Raw genomic sequence first — 19,332 nt, forward strand, 5'->3', positions numbered from 1 at the left:
GACCACCGGGTCCGCCGCCCCACCGTCCGGCGGGGACGCGGTCGTCACACCCGGGTGCCCGACCGCGCAACACGTCGGAGCGCGCGACTAGGCTGCCCCCGACAGACCCAGCATGTGCGCCGGGGGCACTTCGGGGCACCGGCAAGGAAGGACACGACGACCGTGAGCCGCACCCGCCGTTCCGCCCGTACCCTGGCCGGGGTCGCCGGCGCCGTCGCCCTGACCGGCCTGCTGGTCAGCGGCTGCGGAGCCGGGCAGATCTCGCAGACCGCCCGCCAGGTCGCCGCCGTCAACGGCGCCAACGCCACGGTCGGCTCGGTCGACCTGCGCGACGTCCAGGTCGCCTACCCGACCACTCCCGCGGGCCCGGACGCGCTCTACCGCCAGGGCGGCGCCGCACCGCTCGTCGCCACCCTGGTCAACACCGCCTCGGTCGCCGACCGTCTGGTGTCGGTGACCTCGCCGGCCGCGGCGTCGGTGCAGATCCAGGGCGACGCGACCATGCCGCAGGACATCGCGCTGGTCTCGCCGGGCAACCTGCAGCTGACCCCGACCAACGCCAGGCGCGTGCAGCTCGTCGCCGAGGGCCTGACCCGTCCGGTCCCGGCCGGCGCGCAGATCCCGATGACGTTCGTGTTCGAGAAGGCCGGCTCGGTGACCGTCACCGTCCCGACCGGCGTGCCGCACGGCGAGGGTTCGCCGGGACACGCCCCGGAGCGCGCGTCGTTCGCCGACGGCGAGGAGGGCGCCGACGGCGCCGAGACCGGCGTCAACTCCGAGACCGGCGGCCAGGCCGAGACCCCGCCGGTCGACCGGCCGAACCCGGTCCCGGCCGGCGAGGGCGCCCCCGTCGCGCCCGGCAACGAGGGCAGCGGCGCCGGCGGCGCCGCCGGCAACTGACCCCCCGGTCCCGCGCCGCCCGCTCGGGCGGCTACCGCTGCACCGAGTGCGACCACCGCACGGCGCAGTGGGTGGGGCGCTGCCCGGGCTGCCAGGCCTGGGGGTCGCTGGAGCAGGTCGAGCCGGTGCGCACCGGTGGGGCGGGCCGGACCGTCGTCGCCGGGGCGCCCAGCACCCCGGCCCGGCGGATCGCCGAGGTGGAGCTGGACTCCGCCCGGGCCCGGCCGACCGGCGTCGACGAGCTGGACCGGGTCCTCGGTGGCGGGCTCGTCCCGGGCGCGGTGGTGCTGCTCGCCGGTGAACCGGGCGTCGGCAAGTCGACGCTGCTCCTGGAGGTCGCCGCGCAGGCCGCGGCCCGGTCCCGGGTCCTCTACGTCTCCGGGGAGGAGTCCGCGGGCCAGGTCCGGCTGCGCGCCGAGCGCACCGGCGGCGTCCACGACGAGCTCTACCTCGCCGCCGAGTCCGACCTCGAGTCGGTGCTCGGCCACATCGACGTGCTGCGGCCGTCGCTGGTGGTGATCGACTCGATCCAGACCATGTCCACCGCCTCGGTCGACGGCAGCCCCGGCGGGGTCACCCAGACCCGCGCCGTCACCGTGGGGCTGACCGCGCTGGCGAAGGAACGCGGCCTGGCCGTGCTGCTCGTCGGCCACGTCACCAAGGACGGCGGCATCGCGGGTCCGCGGGTGCTGGAGCACCTCGTCGACGTGGTGCTGCACTTCGAGGGCGACAAGCACTCGGCCTTGCGGATGGTCCGCGGGGTGAAGAACCGGTTCGGCCCGGCCGACGAGGTCGGCTGCTTCGAGCTGCGCGACTCCGGCATCGTCGGTCTCGCCGACCCCTCGGGGCTGTTCCTCGGCCGGTTCGGCCAGGGCGCCGACGTGGTGCAGCCGGGGACCGCGGTGACCGTCGTGATGGACGGGCGACGGCCGCTGCTGGCCGAGGTGCAGGCGCTGGTCGCGGGGGCGAACATCCCGAGCCCGCGCCGCGCGGTGACCGGGCTGGACTCGTCGCGGGTGCCGATGCTGCTCGCCGTCGTCGAGCGGCGGGGCGGGCTCACGCTGCACGACGCCGAGGTCTACACCGCCACCGTCGGCGGGATGCGGATCACCGAGCCCGCGGCCGACCTCGCGATCGCGCTCGCGGTCGTCTCGGCGAAGCGGGACGCGGCGCTGCCCGCGGACCTCGTCGTGCTGGGCGAGCTCGGGCTGGCCGGCGAGCTGCGCCGGGTGCACGGGGTGGACCGGCGTCTCGCGGAGGCCGCGCGGCTGGGCTTCACCCGGGCGATCGTCCCCACCGGGGCCGAGGTCGGGCGGACCGGGATGCAGATCACCGAGGCCTCGTCGCTGCGCGAGATCATGGCCCGCATCCGCTGAACCTCAGCTCATGAGCAGCGGGGCGGGCTCGCTCACGACCCGGTCGAGCCGGGCCAGTACCCGGTAGCCGCCCGGGCCCACCGGGGTGCGCTCGCCCGCGCAGCCGGGCTCCGAGGCGAGCCCGGTCCAGGTCACGGCGAAGGCCACCGGCTGGCCGGGTACCAGGGTGCGCAGGTCGTCCGACGACGGGTTGGAGCAGTCGTTGGACGACCAGAGCTTGGTCGCCCCGTCACCGCTCCAGACGGCGATCTCCTGCTGGGCGCCGTCGAGGTCGCGCACGCAGGGCCGGCCGGAGACGTTGGTGACGACCAGCCGCAGCTCGGGCCGCGCGCCGGAGGGGTAGGTCGGCTGCCCCGTCTCGACGCGCACCTCGATCATCGCGTCGGTGCAGGGCACCGGACCGGTCGGCGGGGACGGTGCGGCCTGCGGCACCTGCACCGACGGACGTGGCGTGTCGTCGGGGCGGACGTTCCCGCCACGGCGGCCGGAGGGGGTCCGGGCGCGGCGGGGTCGACCCGGGGCGCGGACGTGGGCGGTGCCCCCGTCCCCGGGGCTGGGGATGCCGGGGACGGGGACCCCGGGGACGGCGCGGGTGCGGCCGTCCCTGTGTCCGGTGTGGTCTGCGACGACCGGGGGGTCGTCCGTGCGGCCGTCCCGGCGGGCTCGTCGGAGCCACGCGGGATCAGCAGCCAGGTGGTGAACCACAGCAGCGCGAAGAGCGCGAGCAGCGCGATGCCGACCGCGCACGCGCGCCGGCGCCAGTAGACCGACGCCGGCAGGGGACCCACCGGGTGCATGTCACCGACGGTAGAACTCCGGTTACACGAAGTCGCCGCCGCCGCGCCGGGACCGGACATGTCCGGCGAGGTCCACCCGGCGGGGCGACCCGCGCGTCCCGATCGGGTGGGCGCACTGCCGGAACGACCGCGCGCGCACTCCCCGGACCGGCCCGGACGGGGGTCGGCGACCCGGATCGCCCGACCCCCGGGCGGGTGGCACACCGACCCGGGGTGACCGGCGTCCTCCGGCGACAGGGTCCCGCCCGGCCCCCGCGGACGGGAACCGCCCCGGTCGTGGCGCGCGCCCCGGTGGCGGGCGCGGTAGGGACCGTGATCCACACGCGGGCACCGGGACGGTCGCCGGGCGACGCCGACGGTGCCCGGTCCGTGATCACGGCGGGGCCGTCGCCGGGGCCCGGCCCGGGGCGCGGGACACTGGGGCGGTGGTGGCCGATCTGATCTCCCCGTGGTTCCGGGCGCACGCCCGCGACCTGCCCTGGCGCCGCCCGGAGACCACCCCGTGGGGCGTGCTGGTCAGTGAGTTCATGCTCCAGCAGACCCCGGTCGCCCGGGTCGAGCCGGTCTGGCGGGACTGGATGGAGCGCTGGCCGGCGCCGTCGTCGCTGGCCGCCGCGCCGCGCGCGGACGTGCTGCGGGCCTGGGGCAGGCTCGGCTACCCGCGCCGCGCGATCCGGCTGCACGACGCGGCCGCGGCGATCGCCGCCCAACACGGCGACGCCGTCCCCTCCGACGTCGAGGCGCTCGAGGCCCTGCCCGGTGTCGGCTCCTACACCGCGCGGGCGGTGGCGGCGTTCGGCTTCGGGCTGCGCGCCGCCGTCGTCGACACCAACGTCCGCCGGGTCGTGGCCCGCGCGGTGCACGGTCAGGGCGACGCCGGACCGGCCCGCACCCGGGCCGACCTGGCCGACGTCGACGCGCTGCTGCCCGACCAGGACGCCGAGGCCGCCGTCGTCTCGGCCGGGCTGATGGAGCTGGGCGCGGTCGTCTGCACCGCCCGCGCCCCGCGGTGCGCCGACTGCCCGGTCACGGCCCGCTGCGCCTGGGTGGCGGCCGGTAAACCCGCCTACGACGGCCCGCGCAAGCCGGTCCAGGGCTTCGCCGGCACCGACCGGCAGGTGCGCGGCAGGCTCATGGACGTGCTGCGCACCGCGCACGGGCCGGTCGAGCGTGCCGCGCTGGACGCCGTCTGGTCCGACGCGGGCCAGCGCGACCGGTGCCTGCACTCGCTGCTGGTCGACGGCCTGGCCGAGCAGACCGACGACGGCCGCTTCGCCCTCCCCGTCTGAGCGGGGAGACCGATGCCCAGCACCGTCCGCTTCCGGCTCGACGACGACGGCGCCGCCGCGCTCACCGCCCTGCGCGACCGGCTCGCGGCGGCCGGGATCCCGGTCGCGTCCGGGACGCCGCAGGTGACCGTGGCCGCGGCGGGTACGGTCCCGCCACCCGCCGTGCGGGAGCTGACCGCGGAGCTGCGCCTGGTCGCGCTGCCGGTGCTGTGGCTGGCCGGTCTCGGCTCGGTCGGCCCGGACGCGCCGGACGTGCTGGCGCTGACCGCCGTCACCGACCCCGAGGTGCTCGCCGTGCACACCGCGGTGCACGACGCGCTGGCCGGACGGGTGCGGGGCGCGCATGCCGCGCACCTGCCGGGCTCCTGGCTGCCGCACGTGGTGCTGGCGACCGGGCGGCCCGCCGAGGCGTTCGCGCTGCTGCACCCGGTCGAGCCGGTGCGGGCGCGGATCACCGCGGTCGAGCTGCACGACTCGCGCACCGGGGAGACGGCGGTCCTCGGCGGGCCGGCGGAGGACCGGCCCCGACGACCCTAGGCTTGCCCCGTGGCGGACGAACAGGACGTGCGGCGGATCGCGCTCGGCCTCGACGGCGTCGTCGAGAACCCGAGCGAGGGGTTCGACTTCCGGGTGCGCGGCAAGGGCTTCGTGTGGTCGTGGCCCGAGCGGGTGCCCGGCAGGCGGCGGGTGATCAGGACCGACGTCGCCGTGCTGTACGTCGGCGACGAGGCGGAGAAGCAGGCCCTGCTGCTCGGCGAGCCCGACCTGTTCTTCACCGACCCCGGGCACGCGCCGTGGCCCCTGGTGCTCGTCCGCCTGGACGCGGTGGACACCGCCCGGCTGGCCGAACTGGTCGGCGACGCCCGGCGCATGCGCATCGACGACGCCGGGCAGGGATAACGTGGCGGACATGGCCATTGTGAAGATCAACGCGATCGAGGTCCCGGAGAACGCAGGTCCCGAGCTGGAGAAGCGGTTCGCGCACCGGTTGGGTGCGGTGGACGGAGCGAAGGGGTTCCTCGGGTTCGAGCTCCTGCGCCCGGTGGCCGGGGAGTCCCGCTACTTCGTGGTGACCCGGTGGGAGAGCGACGAGGACTTCCGAGCCTGGATGGCCGGCGACGGGCAGGCCGCGCACGCCGGTGAGCGGGCACGTCCGGTCGGCACCGGCTCCTCGGTGCTGGAGTTCGAGGTCGTCGACCTGCAGCAGATCGCGGCGGGGTCCTGATCGACGCTCGCGAGGTCGCCGCTGCCTTCGCCGACGAGATCGCCGCGGCGGCCGGCCTGGTCCGCGACGCGGGCGCGCTGCTGGTCACCGCCGGCGCCGGGATGGGCGTCGACTCCGGGCTGCCGGACTTCCGCGGCGACGAGGGCTTCTGGCGGGCGTACCCGCCCTACGCGCGGCTCGGCCTGCGGTTCTCCGAGCTCGCCGACCCGGAGCACTTCGCCGACGACCCGGCGCTGGCCTGGGGATTCTACGGCCACCGCCTGCACCTCTACCGGGACACCGTGCCGCACCCCGGGTTCGCGGTGCTGCGCCGCTGGGCCGGCCGGGTGCCCTCGAACGTGTTCACCTCGAACGTCGACGGCCAGTTCCAGCGGGCGGGCTTCGCCCCGGACGACGTCGCCGAGGTGCACGGCTCCATCCACCACCTGCAGTGCCTGCGGCTCTGCGGTCACGGCGTGTGGCCCGCCGACGGCGTCGAGGTGCCGGTCGACGAGGCCACGATGCGTGCCGCCGGCGAGCTGCCCCGCTGCCCGGGCTGCGGCGGCATCGCCCGTCCGGCGATCCTGATGTTCGGCGACGGCGGGTGGGACGACTCGCACGCCGCGACGGCGATGCAGCGCCACGTGGACTGGCTGGCGGCGCACCGGACCGAGGTGGTCGTCGTCGAGCTGGGGGCGGGCGGTGCCCTGCCCACGGTGCGTCGCCGCTCGGAGCTGGCCTCGGCCGCGACCGGCGCGCTGGTGCGGATCAACGTCCGCGAGCCGCAGGTGCGCCACGGCCGCGGCGTCGGCATCGCGGCCCCCGCGGCCGCGGCCCTCGCCGCGATCGACGCCGCCCTCTGACCCGACCGCCCCGCGCACCTCCGTGCCGCGGGGCGGGGCGGCTCAGGAGGGGACGGCCTTCTGGTCCGGGACGACGATCGCGGGCAGGTCGGCGAGGCCGGCCAGTGCCGCGTCGTGGACCTCGGTCGCCGCGACGGTGCCGTGCACGCCGGGCAGGTCGCGGGTGGCCGTCGCCGCCGCGACGACGGTCGGCACGTAGCCGCCGGAGAACGCGCTGCGCGCGGTGGAGTTCACGCACATGTGCGTCATGAACCCGGCGAGCACCAGGTCCTGGTAGCCCTCCAGCAGCTCCGTCAGCCCGGTGTGGACGAACGCGCTGGGGAAGTTCTTGGTCACCACGGCCTCGCCGTCGCGCGGGGCGACCGAGTCGTGGATGGCGCCGATCGGCGCGGTGACGTCGTACGGGCTGCCCTCACCGGCGTCGTGCCGGATGTGGATGATCCGGGACCCGGCGGAGCGGGCGCGGTCGAGCAGCGCGGCCGCCTCCTCGAGGGCGGGCTCGACGTTCTCCAGCCGCATCACACCCTCGGTGTAGGTGTTCTGCAGGTCGATCATGATGAGTGCGGAGCGGGACAGCGGCGCCGGTTCCGCCGGCAGGCCCATCAGTCCGCGCAGGGTGTGCGTCATCGCTGCTCCTCGGCCGGGAACGACCACGGCCCGGGACGGATGTCCCGGGCCGTGGTGGGGGTGGTCAGTCCTGCATCGCCCGGTACTCGTCGTCGGTGAACAGCCGCGAGCGGATCAGGAAACGGACGCCTTCCGGCGCCTCGACCGAGAACCCGCTGCCGCGTCCCTTGACGACGTCGACCGTGAGATGCGTGTGCTTCCAGTACTCGTACTGCGACGCCGACATCCAGAAGCCGATCGGCTTCCCGACGCCGTCCACCTGCAGGTCACCCAGGTGGACGTCCTGCTCACCGATCTTGAAGTCACCGTCCGGGTAGCACATCGGGGCGCTGCCGTCGCAGCACCCGCCGGACTGGTGGAACATCAGCGGGCCGTGCAGGTCGGTGAGCCTGACCAGCAGATCGGCGGCGGCCAGCGTCAGCGCCACCCGCTCCACGCGGGTGGCGCCGCCGCCGTCACCCATCAGAAGAAGCCCAGCGCGTTCGGCGAGTAGCTCTGCAGGATGTTCTTGGTCTGCTGGTAGTGGTCCAGCATCATCTTGTGGTTCTCGCGCCCGATGCCGGACTGCTTGTAGCCACCGAAGGCCGCGTGCGCCGGGTAGGCGTGGTAGTTGTTCACCCACACCCGGCCGGCCTGGATCTCGCGGCCCGCGCGGTAGGTGGTGTTCGCGTCGCGGCTCCACACGCCGGCACCGAGGCCGTAGAGCGTGTCGTTGGCGATCTTCATGGCGTCGTCGTAGTCGCTGAAGCGCGCGACCGACACGACCGGGCCGAAGATCTCCTCCTGGAAGATCCGCATCTGGTTGTTGCCCTCGAACACGGTCGGCTTGATGTAGTAGCCGCCCGCGAGGTCGCCGCCCAGCTCGGCCTTCTCGCCACCGGCGAGGACCTTCGCGCCCTCCTGCCGACCGATGTCGATGTAGGAGAGGATCTTCTCGAACTGGTCGTTCGACGCCTGCGCGCCCATCTGGACGTCGGTGTCGAGCGGGTTGCCCTGCTTGATCTGCTCGACGCGCTTGACGGCCTGCTCGATGAACTCGTCGTAGATGCCGCCCTGGACGAGGGCACGCGACGGGCAGGTGCAGACCTCGCCCTGGTTGAGGGCGAACATCGCGAAGCCCTCGAGCGCCTTGTCGTAGAAGGCGTCCTGCTGCGAGGCGACGTCGTCGAAGAAGATGTTGGGGCTCTTGCCGCCCAGCTCCAGGGTGACCGGGATCAGGTTCTCCGAGGCGTACTGCATGATCAGCCGGCCGGTGGTGGTCTCACCGGTGAAGGCGATCTTGCGGATGCGCTTGTTCTGCGCCAGCGGCTTGCCGGCCTCGACGCCGAAGCCGTTGACGACGTTCAGCACACCCGGCGGGAGCAGGTCGGCGACCAGCTCGAGCAGCACGTGGATCGAGACCGGGGTCTGCTCGGCGGGCTTCAGGACGACCGCGTTGCCGGCGGCGAGCGCGGGGGCCAGCTTCCAGATCGCCATCAGGATCGGGAAGTTCCACGGGATGATCTGGCCGACGACGCCCAGCGGCTCGTGGAAGTGGTAGGCGATGGTGTCGGCGTCGATCTCCGACGACGTGCCCTCCTGCGCCCGGATCGCACCGGCGAAGTAGCGCAGGTGGTCGACGGCCAGCGGGATGTCGGCGGCCAGGGTCTCGCGGCAGGCCTTGCCGTTGTCCCAGGACTCGGCGATGGCGATCAGCTCGAGGTTGGCCTCGACCCGGTCCGCGATCTTGTTCAGGATGTTCGCGCGCTCGCCGGCGGAGGTCTTCCCCCAGGCCGGGGCGGCGGCGTGCGCGGCGTCGAGCGCCTTCTCCACGTCCTCCGCGGTGCCCCGGGCGACCTCGGTGAAGTTCTCACCGGTGATCGGGGTCGTGTTCTCGAAGTACTGGCCCTTCACCGGAGCGACGTACTCGCCGCCGATGAAGTGCTCGTAGCGCGGCTTGAAGGAGACGACGCTGCCCGGCTGACCGGGGTTGGCGTAGACGGCCATGAATGGTCCTTCCCTGAGGTGCTTCGTCGAACCGAGGGCGCGGTGCAGAACGCACGTTGCGCGTGACCGCCGACACTAGGAAGGTAGGGGTTGCACAGAAGTTGCACGCAGATGCGGAACCTGATCCTCCGGTGAGTACCTATGGCGCGGACTCGATTCAGGTAAGGCAAAGCTGACCGTAAGGTGAGGACGTGACAGCGCAACACGCGGATCGCCGGGTGTACGAGCGGGCGCGCGACGCCGTGCTCGGCGGCTCCCCCGGTGCGCGCCCCGCCGGGATCCGGCCCGAGGTCCGCGCGTCCTGGGCCCGCTCGCTGGCCGCGGCGGTCGACCCGGAACACTCCCGTCCGCCGCACGACTACGACCGCGCCGAGCTCACCGACCGGCGGACGGCGCACCCCCTCGCGTCGGTGCTGCCGGTGCTGCGCGACACGCTCACCGAGGCCGCCGAGCAGGCCCGGCACATGATGATCGTGACCGACGGGCAGGGGCGGATCCTGTGGCGCGAGGGCGCCCGTGCGGTGCTGACCAGGGCCGAGCGGGTCGACCTCGTCGAGGGCACCCGGTGGAGCGAGGACGCCGTCGGCACCAACGCGATGGGCACCGCGCTGGCCGGCGCCGCCCCGGTCCGCATCCACTCCGCCGAGCACCTGGTCAGCGCCTACCACCCGTGGACCTGCGCGGCCGCCCCGGTGCGCGACCCGGCGACCGGCCGGGTGGTGGGCACCGTCGACGTCACCGGGCCGGAGGAGAGCTTCCACCCGACGACGCTGGCGCTGGTCACCGCGGCCGCGCGGTTGGCCGAGCACCGGCTGCTGGCCATCGCCGAGGCGCACGACCGGCGGCTGCGCGAGGAGTACTGGCCGCACCTGACCCGGCTCGGCGGCGCCCCGGGCGCGCTGCTGTCCGCGCACGGGCGGGTGCTGGCCGCGTCGCCGGGCAGCGAGTTCCCGGAGCGGATCGCCCTGCCCGACGGCGGGGACCGGGTCGTCGTCGACGGCGTCGCGGTCGGCGGGGTGCCGCTGGGCGGCGGGCCCGTCGCGGGGGTGCTGGAGCCGCTCGGCGAGGGCTGGCTGCTGCGGCTGCCCGCGGGCGGACCCGTCCGGACGGCCCTGACGCTGCCGCTGCTCGGGGCGCGCACCCCCGTCGTCGCCCGCCGGGACGGGCGCCCGGTGCGCCTGGGCCTGCGGCACTCCGAGGTCCTCGCGCTGCTCGCGCTGCACCCGGAGGGGCTGACCGCCGACCAGCTCGCCGCCGCCCTCTACGGCGACGGCGGCCGGGCCATCACCGTGCGCGCCGAGGTGCACCGGCTGCGCCGCGCCGTCGGCGAAGACACCGTGCGGACCCAGCCCTACCGGCTCGTCGCCGATGTCGACGCCGACTTCCTGCGGCTGCGCGCCGCGCTGCGGGAGGGCCGGATCCACGACGCCGCGGCCGAGGCCGCCCGCGGGCCGCTGCTGCCGACCTCGGAGGCGCCGGAGATCTGCCGGGCCCGCGAGCAGCTCGCCGTCGCGGTCCGGTCGGCGCTGCTGCGGGCCGACGACCCGGACGCGTTGTGGACCCTGGTCCGGGCCGGCCGGGGCGACGGCACCGACGACGAGGAGCTGCGCCACCGGCTGCGGGCACTGCTGCCGTCGTCGGACCCGCGGCGCGACGAGCTCGGCTGAGCGCTCAGTCCGGGTCGGTGTGGTCGGGGATGCCGTCGTCGTCGGAGTCGGGCAGCCGCGGGTCCTCCTCACCGGCACGCACCGCCTCCAGCTGCGCGGACAGCGCCACCCCGGCCAGCAGCGCGACCCCGGTGATGTTCGCCCAGATCAGCAGGGCCATCACCGCCGTCAGCGGGCCGTAGGTCTCGCCGAAGGTGTCCGCGACGGCGACGTAGAGGCCCAGCAGCCCGGACGCGACCAGCCACAGCAGCACCGTCACCGCGGCCCCGACCCCCAGCCAGGACAGCCCCGGCTGGCGGCGGCGCGGCGCGAACCGCAGCAGCACCGTCACCGCGACGACGAGCAGCGCCAGCCCGACCGGCCAGCGCACGACGTCCCACACCGTCTCGGCGACCGCGCCCCACCGGTACACCTCGCGCACCGCGTCCCCGAACGGCTCCCCCGCCACGATCAGCAGCAGCCCGGCCGCCATCGCGACGCCCGCGGTGGCGGTGAGCGCCGCGGCACGGGCGTACTTGGCGAGCGCGGGCCGGTCCCGCTCGGTGCCGTAGATCCGGTTCGCGCCCCGCTCCAGCTGCGCGAACGCCGAGGTCGCCGCGGCGAACGCGGTGAGCAGGCCCAGTACGAGCACCAGCTCGCCGCGCTCGCCGGTGGGGGTGTCGTCGCGTTCGAGCTGCTCGCCGGGGTCCTCCGGGTCACCGGTGCCGGGGCCCGTCGCCCCCGAGCCTCGGACCGCGTCGGCGACCAGCTCGTCGCTGGTGCCCGGGGACAGCGCGAGCACCGTCCGGGCGACGACCTCCGAGGCGCCCTCGGCGCCCGCCGCGGCGGACAGCCCGACCCCGGCGATGATCAGCGGGACGGCGGCGAGCGCGAGCTGCAGGCCGAACGCGCGGGCGTGGGAGAAGCCGTCGCCGTAGCGGAAGCGCAGGAAGCCCGCGGACAGCAGGTGCCCGAGGCCGTAGCGGCGCAGCGTGTGGGCGGCGTCGTCGGCGGAGAGCTCCTCGCCGGTCATCAGCCGGGTCTCGGGGACCGGGCGCACCGAGCTCATGCGCAGAACCTAGCCGCAGGCGGGCGAGAATGACGGTCGTGGACACCCCGGCACGGATCGACCGCTTCGACGAGCTGGTGGAGCGCGCGCGGGCGCTCGCCGCCGGACGACGACGGGCGGTGCTCGGCATCGCGGGCGCCCCCGGGGCCGGGAAGACGACCGTCGCGCTGGCCCTGGTCCGGGCGCTCGCCGCCACACCCCCGGACGGGCTCGGCCCGGGCCGGGTCACCCACGTCCCGATGGACGGCTTCCACCTCGCCGACGTCGAGCTGGACCGGCTGGGCCGCCGTCACCGCAAGGGCGCCCCGGACACCTTCGACGCCGACGGCTACGCCGCGCTGCTCGCCCGGCTGCGGGTCACCCCGGACGACGGCGCGGGCCCGGTGTACGCCCCGGCGTTCGACCGGGAGATCGAGCAGCCCGTCGCCGGGTCGGTCCCGGTGCACCCGGAGTGCCGGCTCGTGGTCAGCGAGGGCAACTACCTGCTCCTCGACACCCCCGGCTGGCGGGCGGTACGGGCCGGATTCGACGCGGTGTGGTTCCACGAGACCGACGAGGCACTCCGGCTGGAACGCCTCGTCGCGCGGCACGTGCACTTCGGCAAGACCCCGGAGGCGGCCCGGGCCTGGGTGGAGCGGACCGACGAGCCGAACGCCCGGCTCGTCGAGGCGTCGCGGGACCGGGCCGAGCTGGTCCTCGCGCTGCCCCCGGCGTAGGACCCGCACACGACGGCGGGCCGCCCCGGAGTCTCCCGGGACGGCCCGCCGTCGTCATGCGTGGGTCTGTCTCACTCCTCGCCGGCCAGCGCGGTGGGCGGGGAGTCCGGCACCGGCTCGGACGGCTTGCGCTCACCACGGAAGGTGAACTTGGCCTTGTCCGACCAGGCGTTGGAGCCCTCCTCCGCGGAGGTGTCGAGGCCCTCGACGTCGACGATGACGATCTGCCCGGCCTCGATCTCGCCGAACAGGATCTTCTCCGACAGCTGGTCCTCGATCTCCCGCTGGATCGTCCGGCGCAGCGGCCGGGCGCCCAGGACCGGGTCGAACCCGCGGTGGGCCAGCAGCTTCTTGGCGGAGTCGGTGAGCTCGATGCCCATGTCCTTGTTCGCCAGCTGCTTCTCGACCCGGTTGATCATCAGGTCGACCATCTGGATGATCTGGTCCTGGGTGAGCTGGTGGAAGACGATGATGTCGTCGATGCGGTTGAGGAACTCCGGCCTGAAGTGCTTCTTCAGCTCGTCGTTGACCTTCGTCTTCATCCGCTCGTAGTTCGACTTCTCGTCGCCACCGGAGGAGAAGCCCAGCCCCACGGCCTTCGAGATGTCCTGGGTGCCCAGGTTCGAGGTGAAGATCAGCACGGTGTTCTTGAAGTCGACCGTGCGGCCCTGGCCGTCGGTGAGACGGCCGTCCTCGAGCACCTGCAGGAGCGTGTTGTAGATCTCCTGGTGCGCCTTCTCGATCTCGTCGAACAGCACCACCGAGAACGGCTTGCGCCGCACCTTCTCGGTGAGCTGGCCGCCCTCCTCGTAGCCGACGTACCCGGGAGGGGCACCGAACAGCCGCGAGGCGGTGTAGCGGTCGTGGAACTCACCCATGTCGATCTGGATGAGGGCGTCGTCCTCGCCGAACAGGAAGTTCGCGAGCGCCTTGGACAGCTCGGTCTTACCGACACCGGACGGGCCGGCGAAGATGAACGAGCCGGACGGGCGCTTCGGGTCCTTCAGACCGGCGCGGGTACGGCGGATCGCCTGCGAGACGGATCGGACCGCGTCCTCCTGGCCGATGATCCGCTTGTGGACCTCGTCCTCCATCTTGAGCAGACGGGTCGTCTCCTCCTCGGTCAGCTTGAACACCGGGATGCCGGTCCAGTTCCCCAGCACCTCGGCGATCTGCTCGCCGTCGACCTCCGCGACGACGTCGAGGTCGCCCGACTTCCACTGCTTCTCACGCTCGGCCTTCTCGCCGAGCAGGGTCTTCTCCTGGTCGCGCAGGTGCGCGGCCCGCTCGAAGTCCTGCGCGTCGATCGCCGACTCCTTGTCCCGGCGGACGTTCGCGATCTTCTCGTCGAACTCCCGCAGGTCCGGCGGAGCGGTCATCCGGCGGATGCGCATCCGGGCGCCGGCCTCGTCGATCAGGTCGATCGCCTTGTCCGGCAGGAAGCGGTCGTTGATGTAGCGGTCGGCCAGCGTCGCGGCCGAGGCCAGCGCGTCGTCGGTGATCGTGACGCGGTGGTGCGCCTCGTACCGGTCACGCAGACCACGCAGGATCTCGATCGTGTGCTCGACCGACGGCTCGGACACCTGGATCGGCTGGAAGCGGCGCTCCAGCGCGGGGTCCTTCTCGACGTACTTGCGGTACTCGTCGAGCGTCGTCGCACCGATGGTCTGCAGCTCGCCGCGGGCCAGCATCGGCTTGAGGATCGAGGCGGCGTCGATCGCGCCCTCGGCGGCACCCGCACCCACCAGGGTGTGGATCTCGTCGATGAACAGGATGATGTCGCCGCGGGTGCGGATCTCCTTGAGCACCTTCTTCAGGCGCTCCTCGAAGTCACCGCGGTAGCGGGAACCGGCGACCAGCGAGCCCAGGTCGAGGGTGTAGAGCTGCTTGTCCTTCAGCGTCTCCGGGACCTCGCCCTTGACGATCGCCTGGCCGAGGCCCTCGACGGCGGCGGTCTTGCCGACGCCGGCCTCACCGATCAGCACCGGGTTGTTCTTGGTCCTCCGCGAGAGGACCTGCATGATCCGCTCGATCTCCTTCTCCCGGCCGATGACCGGGTCCAGCTTGCCCTCACGGGCCTGCTGGGTGAGGTTGCGACCGAACTGGTCCAGCACCAGCGACGAGGACGGGGTGCCCTCGCCACGGCCACCGGTGCCGCTCTCCTGCGGCTCCTTGCCCTGGTAGCCGGACAGCAGCTGGAGCACCTGCTGACGGACACGGTTGAGGTCGGCGCCCAGCTTGACCAGCACCTGGGCCGCGACGCCCTCGCCCTCGCGGATGAGGCCGAGCAGGATGTGCTCGGTCCCGATGTAGTTGTGGCCGAGCTGCAGCGCCTCGCGCAGCGACAGCTCCAGCACCTTCTTCGCCCGGGGGGTGAAGGGGATGTGCCCGGACGGGGCCTGCTGCCCCTGGCCGATGATCTCCTCGACCTGCTGTCGCACGCCCTCCAGAGCGATACCGAGGGACTCGAGCGCCTTCGCGGCGACGCCCTCTCCCTCGTGGATCAGGCCAAGGAGGATGTGCTCGGTCCCGATGTAGTTGTGGTTGAGCATCCGGGCCTCTTCCTGGGCCAGGACGACAACACGTCGCGCTCGGTCGGTGAACCTCTCGAACAATTCGCACTCCTTGCCTGCTGCGCCTCACTGACGGCGCGACCAGCATCTCCGTACGGTCCGGGCTCGCCCGAACCGACACTGTGCCTTCGGGAAACCCTGCGCCCTCGCGTGACACCGCGCCAGGCCACCCTCTCGGGAGACCTCATACCACTGTATCGGTCGAAGGGGCCCCGGCGCCTCCACCTGACGTGCACCGGGGTACGTGCCCGCAGTAACACGGGTGACACCTGCCGTGTTCCCGACGGCCGTCAGCCGGTCGTGGCGGTGACCTCCTCGCGTTCCCGCTCGGCCGCCTTGAACTGCCGGAACCCCTCCTCGTCGCGGCCGCGACGCCAGTAGCCGGAGATCGACAGGTCGTCCTTGGCGACGCCGCGCTCGCGGGTGAGGTGCCTGCGGAGTTCGCGCACGGCGATCGCCTCACCGTGCACGAAGGCGTGCACGCGCCCGGGGAGGAACTCCAGGTCCGCGACGACGGCGGGCAGCTGCTCCGAGTCCGGGTCGCCACCGGCGTCGGTGCGGTACAGCCACCGCACGTCCACCCCGGGACCCGCGGGCACGTCGATCTCGTCGCCGGGACCGTCCACCTGCAGGACGGCGACGACCGGCCGACCGGCCGGGATCCGCTCGAGCGCGGCGCAGATCGCGGGCAGCGCCGCCTCGTCCCCGACGAGCAGGTGCCAGTCGGCGTCCGGGTCCGGGGCGTAGGCGCCGCCCGGGCCGAGCATCCGCAGCCGGTCGCCCGGGCGGGCGGCGGCCGCCCACGGGCCGGCGAGGCCGGTGTCGCCGTGGTGGACGAAGTCGATGACGAGCTCGCCCGCGGCGTGGTCGAGCGAGCGGACGGTGTAGGTCCGCTGGGCGGGCCACCGGTCGCGCGGCAGCTCGGCGTGCACCCGGTCCATGTCCAGCGGATCGGGGTACTCGACGCCGGGGAGCGGGAAGAGGATCTTGACGTAGCGGTCGGTGTGCTCCGTGACGGGGAACGCCGCCAGGCCGTCGCCGCCGGCGACGACGCGCACCATGTGCGGGCTCAGGCGTTCGGTGCGGAGCACCCGGAGATCGGTGACGGGGCGGGCCATCAGGCTGCCTCCCAACGACGAGAGGGGAAGGGGCCGTCGCGACGGTACCCCTCCCCCGCCCCGCGAGGTAAGGCAGACCTTAGTTCTCCTGGTGGTAGGCCTCGAGCACCTCGGCCGGGATGCGGCCGCGGTCCGAGACCTTCATCCCGCGGTTGCGGGCCCACTCGCGGATCGCCTGGTTCTGCTCGCGGTCGACCGACGGGCGGCGGGCCGCCCCGCCCGACGAGCCGCTGCTGCGCCGGCGGGCCGCGCCACCGGCCCGGCGGGCCGCCGCGACGTAGTCGGCGAGCACGTCGCGCAGCTTCTTCGCATTCCCGTCGGACAGGTCGATCTCGTAGTTGCGTCCGTCGAGACCGAACTCGATCGTCTCGTCCGCGGCGTCGCCGGTCAGATCGTCGACGAGCCGGACTTCCTTGATCTGCGCCATCTCCGCAGCCTCCCTGAATGGCCGAACACGTTCATGATGAGGGACCGGGGCGGACATCGGCGACTGCGCGGTGCAATAGCAGGACGCAATATGAGGCCACCGGGTACCGGTTCCGACTCGAATCAGAGAGTATCCGAGAAATGTTCGTGACGTCGACCTGGGTACGGAGAATCGGCGAAACGAGTTCGACACCACTCGTACGGGTCCGACAAACACACGGCGTCCCCGGCCGCTCTCCGCGGCCGGGGACGTCGTCGGATGTGCGTTCGGAACCGGTTCAGGACTCCCCGCGGACCAGCGGGAACAGGATCGTCTCGCGGATTCCGAGGCCGGTCAGCGTCATCAGGAGACGGTCGATACCCATTCCCATCCCACCGGTGGGCGGCATGCCGTACTCCATCGCGCGGAGGAAGTCCTCGTCGAGCTGCATGGCCTCCGGGTCGCCGGCCGCGGCCTTGAGCGACTGGGCGTGCAGGCGTTCCCGCTGCTCGACCGGGTCCACCAGCTCGGAGTAGGCCGTGGCCAGCTCCACACCGAAGACGATGAGGTCCCAGGACTCCGACAGCCGTGGGTCGTCGCGGTGCGCGCGGGTCAGCGGCCGCACCTCGACCGGGAAGTCGCGCACGAAGGTCGGCTCGCGCAGGGTGTGCTCGACCAGCTTCTCGAACAACTCGAGCACGATCTGTGCGGCCGTCGGATAATCGGTGATGTCGACGTCGTGCTCGTGCGCGATGCCCTGCAGTTCCGACAGTTCCGTGTCCGGCGTCACGTCCCGGCCGACGGCCTCGGACACCGATCCGTAGATGGTCACCGAACGCCACTCGCCACCGAGATCGTGCTCGGTGCCGTCGTGGTGGCGCACCGTGGTGGAGCCGAACAGCGCCCGCGCCGAGGACTGGATCAGCTCCCGGGTCAGGACCGCCATGTCGTCGTAGGTCGCGTAGGCCTGGTAGGCCTCCAGCATCGCGAACTCCGGGGAATGCGTGGAGTCGATGCCCTCGTTCCGGAACACCCGGTTCAGCTCGAAGACGCGCTCGATACCACCGACCACGCAACGCTTCAGGAACAGCTCCGGTGCGATCCGCAGATACAGATCGGAGTCGAGTGCGTTCGCGTGCGTCACGAACGGGCGGGCGGTGGCGCCGCCGTGCAGGTTCTGCAGCATCGGCGTCTCGACCTCGATGAAGTCGCGGCCGGTGAGCGACTCGCGCACGGTCCGCAGCACGGTGGACCGCGCGCGCACGGTCTCGCGGGCCTGCGGGCGCAGGATGAGGTCGACGTAGCGCTGCCGGACCCGGTTCTCCTCCGACAGCTCCTTGTGCGCGGTCGGCAGCGGCCGGACCGACTTCGCCGCGACCGACCACTCGTCGACCATCACCGAGAGCTCGCCCCGCCGCGAGGTGACGACCTCACCGCGCACCGCGACGAAGTCGCCCATGTCGACGACGGCCTTCCAGCCGGCCAGCGCCTCGGCCCCGACCCGGTCGAGCGAGAGCATGGCCTGCAGCTCGGTGCCGTCGCCCTCGCGCAGCGTCGCGAAGCAGAGCTTCCCGGTGTTCCGCACGAAGATCACCCGGCCGGCGACGGCGACGGTCTCGCCCGTCGCGGTGTCCGCGGGCAGGTCCGGGTGGGCGTCGCGGACCTGGCGCAGCGAGTGCGTGCGGGGGACCTCGACGGGGTACGGGTCGGTGCCCGCGGCGATCAGCTCCGCGCGCTTGGCCCGGCGCACCCGCATCTGCTCGGGGAGGTCGGCCTCGGTCGCCGGGTCGGACGGTGTGCCGGGAGTGTTCACGGCAGGTCAGGCTATCGGCGGTACCCGGGGGCGCCCGTCGTCACCCCCCACCCCCGCGCCGCGGTCTCGCGCCGCGGCCGATCACCGGCCTACCGTGCGGAGGTGCCCGACGACGAGGTGGACCGCGGCCGCACGTTCGGTGCCGTCGCCCGCGCCTACGACGACCACCGTCCCGCCTACCCCGACGCCGCCGTCGACGTGGCGCTGGCCGGGACCGCGGAGCGGCCCCGCGTGCTCGACCTGGGCGCGGGGACCGGGAAGCTGACCCGCGTCCTGACCGCGCGCGGGCTCGACGTCGTCGCGGTGGAGCCGGACCCGGCGATGCTCGCGGTGCTGCGCGAGCGCTCCCCCGGCGTCGAGGCCCGGACCGGGTCCGCGGAGCGCATCCCGCTGCCCGACGGCCACGTCGACGCCGTGCTGGTGGGCCAGGCGCTGCACTGGTTCGACCTCGACCGGGCCGCCCCGGAGATGGCGCGGGTGCTGCGGCCCGGCGGAGTGCTGGCCGGGCTGTGGAACGGCGGGGACGACGACGTCGCCTGGATCCGCGAGTTCGGCGAGCTCACCGTGCGCGGGCGGCGGGTGCCCGACAACCCGGCCGGCGGCGGCAACGCGACGCCGCACCCGGGCTCCCCCTGGTTCGTCGACGACGCGGAGGACCGCGTCACCTGGAGCCGCCCGACCACCGTCGACGAGCACCTCGCCGACATCGCCACGCACTCCTGGGCGCTGCTGAGCACCCCGGAGGACCGGGACGCGGTGTTCGCCGCCGCCCGGGAGTTCCTGACCGGGCGGGTCGCCGACGCCGACGGGCGCTTCACCCTGCCGATGCGCACGATCGTGCGGCGGTCCCGCAGGCTCTGAGCCCCGGTCGGCGGGCGCGATCCGGGGCGCCGGCCGGCGGGCCCGGCCGGCCCAGCCGGTCGGCGGGGCCGGGTCGGCGGGCCGGGAC

At 73.7% G+C, this 19,332-nt stretch carries 19 protein-coding genes; 10 read left to right on the forward strand and 9 right to left on the reverse strand.

Annotated features, from left to right (window positions below):
• Positions 1-162: 162 nt before the first annotated feature.
• Together WHI96_RS22405 and radA are read left to right on the forward strand one after the other, a co-directional pair.
• Positions 163-900, forward strand: a complete 738-nt coding sequence (locus WHI96_RS22405; protein ID WP_345645546.1) for a copper chaperone PCu(A)C domain-containing protein — start codon at positions 163-165, stop codon at positions 898-900.
• Positions 897-2,276 carry a DNA repair protein RadA gene (gene radA / locus WHI96_RS22410; protein WP_345645613.1) on the forward strand — a complete coding sequence of 460 codons (1,380 nt, stop codon included), beginning with the start codon at positions 897-899 and terminating at the stop codon, positions 2,274-2,276. The genes WHI96_RS22405 and radA overlap by 4 nt, the downstream gene beginning before the upstream one ends.
• A gap of 3 nt (positions 2,277-2,279) precedes the next feature.
• Here the strand turns inward: radA and WHI96_RS22415 are convergent, their stop codons facing one another.
• A complete protein-coding gene (locus tag WHI96_RS22415) occupies positions 2,280-2,714 on the reverse strand; it encodes a hypothetical protein (RefSeq protein ID WP_349302438.1) in 435 nt (144 codons plus the stop codon).
• Between the two features lie 784 nt (positions 2,715-3,498).
• On the opposite strand from WHI96_RS22415, the gene WHI96_RS22420 reads away from it, so the two are divergent.
• The 5 genes from WHI96_RS22420 (at position 3,499) to WHI96_RS22440 (ending at position 6,429) form a co-directional block, all read left to right on the forward strand.
• Positions 3,499-4,362, forward strand: coding sequence for an HhH-GPD family protein (locus WHI96_RS22420; RefSeq protein ID WP_345645541.1), 864 nt, complete (start codon positions 3,499-3,501; stop codon positions 4,360-4,362).
• 12 nt (positions 4,363-4,374) lie between these two features.
• Positions 4,375-4,899 carry a 2'-5' RNA ligase family protein gene (locus tag WHI96_RS22425; RefSeq protein WP_345645538.1) on the forward strand — a complete coding sequence of 175 codons (525 nt, stop codon included), beginning with the start codon at positions 4,375-4,377 and terminating at the stop codon, positions 4,897-4,899.
• Between the two features lie 9 nt (positions 4,900-4,908).
• On the forward strand, positions 4,909-5,262 hold the full coding sequence (locus tag WHI96_RS22430; RefSeq protein ID WP_345645536.1) for an MmcQ/YjbR family DNA-binding protein: 354 nt from the start codon (positions 4,909-4,911) through the stop codon (positions 5,260-5,262).
• A gap of 10 nt (positions 5,263-5,272) precedes the next feature.
• The gene (locus tag WHI96_RS22435) at positions 5,273-5,587 is read left to right on the forward strand and encodes an antibiotic biosynthesis monooxygenase family protein (protein ID WP_345645533.1); all 315 of its coding nucleotides are present in this window, start codon (positions 5,273-5,275) and stop codon (positions 5,585-5,587) included.
• A 101-nt stretch (positions 5,588-5,688) separates the two neighbouring features.
• Complete coding sequence (locus WHI96_RS22440; RefSeq protein ID WP_345645530.1) at positions 5,689-6,429, forward strand: SIR2 family NAD-dependent protein deacylase; 741 nt, start codon at positions 5,689-5,691, stop codon at positions 6,427-6,429.
• A gap of 42 nt (positions 6,430-6,471) precedes the next feature.
• On the opposite strand, the gene WHI96_RS22445 is transcribed toward WHI96_RS22440, so the two are convergent.
• From WHI96_RS22445 to exaC, 3 genes are all read right to left on the reverse strand, one after another.
• Positions 6,472-7,056, reverse strand: a complete 585-nt coding sequence (locus WHI96_RS22445; RefSeq protein ID WP_345645527.1) for a cysteine hydrolase family protein — start codon at positions 7,054-7,056, stop codon at positions 6,472-6,474.
• Positions 7,057-7,120: 64 nt separating this feature from the next.
• Complete coding sequence (locus tag WHI96_RS22450; RefSeq protein WP_345645524.1) at positions 7,121-7,519, reverse strand: DUF779 domain-containing protein; 399 nt, start codon at positions 7,517-7,519, stop codon at positions 7,121-7,123.
• Complete coding sequence (gene exaC, locus WHI96_RS22455; RefSeq protein WP_345645520.1) at positions 7,519-9,042, reverse strand: acetaldehyde dehydrogenase ExaC; 1,524 nt, start codon at positions 9,040-9,042, stop codon at positions 7,519-7,521. Before exaC ends, WHI96_RS22450 begins: the two co-directional genes overlap by 1 nt.
• A 191-nt stretch (positions 9,043-9,233) precedes the next feature.
• Here exaC and WHI96_RS22460 point away from each other — a divergent pair, with 191 nt between their 5' ends.
• On the forward strand, positions 9,234-10,709 hold the full coding sequence (locus WHI96_RS22460; RefSeq protein WP_345645517.1) for a helix-turn-helix domain-containing protein: 1,476 nt from the start codon (positions 9,234-9,236) through the stop codon (positions 10,707-10,709).
• A gap of 4 nt (positions 10,710-10,713) precedes the next feature.
• Here WHI96_RS22460 and WHI96_RS22465 read toward each other — a convergent pair whose 3' ends face one another.
• Positions 10,714-11,757 carry a YihY/virulence factor BrkB family protein gene (locus WHI96_RS22465; protein ID WP_345645514.1) on the reverse strand — a complete coding sequence of 348 codons (1,044 nt, stop codon included), beginning with the start codon at positions 11,755-11,757 and terminating at the stop codon, positions 10,714-10,716.
• A gap of 56 nt (positions 11,758-11,813) precedes the next feature.
• Between WHI96_RS22465 and WHI96_RS22470 the strand changes: the two genes are divergently transcribed.
• Positions 11,814-12,473 carry a nucleoside/nucleotide kinase family protein gene (locus WHI96_RS22470; protein WP_345645611.1) on the forward strand — a complete coding sequence of 220 codons (660 nt, stop codon included), beginning with the start codon at positions 11,814-11,816 and terminating at the stop codon, positions 12,471-12,473.
• A gap of 71 nt (positions 12,474-12,544) precedes the next feature.
• Here the strand turns inward: WHI96_RS22470 and WHI96_RS22475 are convergent, their stop codons facing one another.
• From WHI96_RS22475 to lysS, 4 genes are all read right to left on the reverse strand, one after another.
• Entirely contained in the window at positions 12,545-15,088 is a 2,544-nt protein-coding gene (locus WHI96_RS22475; RefSeq protein ID WP_345645512.1) for an ATP-dependent Clp protease ATP-binding subunit, read from the reverse strand.
• Between the two features lie 248 nt (positions 15,089-15,336).
• A complete protein-coding gene (locus WHI96_RS22480; RefSeq protein ID WP_345645509.1) occupies positions 15,337-16,164 on the reverse strand; it encodes a siderophore-interacting protein in 828 nt (275 codons plus the stop codon).
• A gap of 79 nt (positions 16,165-16,243) precedes the next feature.
• Entirely contained in the window at positions 16,244-16,591 is a 348-nt protein-coding gene (locus WHI96_RS22485; protein ID WP_073576759.1) for a histone-like nucleoid-structuring protein Lsr2, read from the reverse strand.
• A gap of 277 nt (positions 16,592-16,868) precedes the next feature.
• The gene (gene lysS, locus WHI96_RS22490) at positions 16,869-18,326 is read right to left on the reverse strand and encodes a lysine--tRNA ligase (RefSeq protein WP_345645609.1); all 1,458 of its coding nucleotides are present in this window, start codon (positions 18,324-18,326) and stop codon (positions 16,869-16,871) included.
• 159 nt (positions 18,327-18,485) lie between these two features.
• Between lysS and WHI96_RS22495 the strand changes: the two genes are divergently transcribed.
• The gene (locus WHI96_RS22495) at positions 18,486-19,244 is read left to right on the forward strand and encodes a class I SAM-dependent methyltransferase (protein WP_345645507.1); all 759 of its coding nucleotides are present in this window, start codon (positions 18,486-18,488) and stop codon (positions 19,242-19,244) included.
• The last annotated feature ends 88 nt before the right edge of the window (positions 19,245-19,332 follow it).

It is taken from the genome of Pseudonocardia tropica, from assembly GCF_040105315.1.
Lineage (GTDB): Bacteria > Actinomycetota > Actinomycetes > Mycobacteriales > Pseudonocardiaceae > Pseudonocardia > Pseudonocardia alni.

Coding starts and splice junctions, on each gene's coding strand:
- WHI96_RS22465 (WP_345645514.1), bottom strand. CDS start 11,757: ATGAGCTCGGTGCGCCCGGTCCCCGAGACCCGGCTGATGACCGGCGAG.
- WHI96_RS22425 (WP_345645538.1), top strand. CDS start 4,375: ATGCCCAGCACCGTCCGCTTCCGGCTCGACGACGACGGCGCCGCCGCG.
- WHI96_RS22435 (WP_345645533.1), top strand. CDS start 5,273: ATGGCCATTGTGAAGATCAACGCGATCGAGGTCCCGGAGAACGCAGGT.
- exaC (WP_345645520.1), bottom strand. CDS start 9,042: ATGGCCGTCTACGCCAACCCCGGTCAGCCGGGCAGCGTCGTCTCCTTC.
- WHI96_RS22480 (WP_345645509.1), bottom strand. CDS start 16,164: ATGGCCCGCCCCGTCACCGATCTCCGGGTGCTCCGCACCGAACGCCTG.
- lysS (WP_345645609.1), bottom strand. CDS start 18,326: ATGCGGGTGCGCCGGGCCAAGCGCGCGGAGCTGATCGCCGCGGGCACC.
- WHI96_RS22485 (WP_073576759.1), bottom strand. CDS start 16,591: ATGGCGCAGATCAAGGAAGTCCGGCTCGTCGACGATCTGACCGGCGAC.
- WHI96_RS22440 (WP_345645530.1), top strand. CDS start 5,689: ATGGGCGTCGACTCCGGGCTGCCGGACTTCCGCGGCGACGAGGGCTTC.
- WHI96_RS22450 (WP_345645524.1), bottom strand. CDS start 7,519: ATGGGTGACGGCGGCGGCGCCACCCGCGTGGAGCGGGTGGCGCTGACG.
- WHI96_RS22445 (WP_345645527.1), bottom strand. CDS start 7,056: ATGACGCACACCCTGCGCGGACTGATGGGCCTGCCGGCGGAACCGGCG.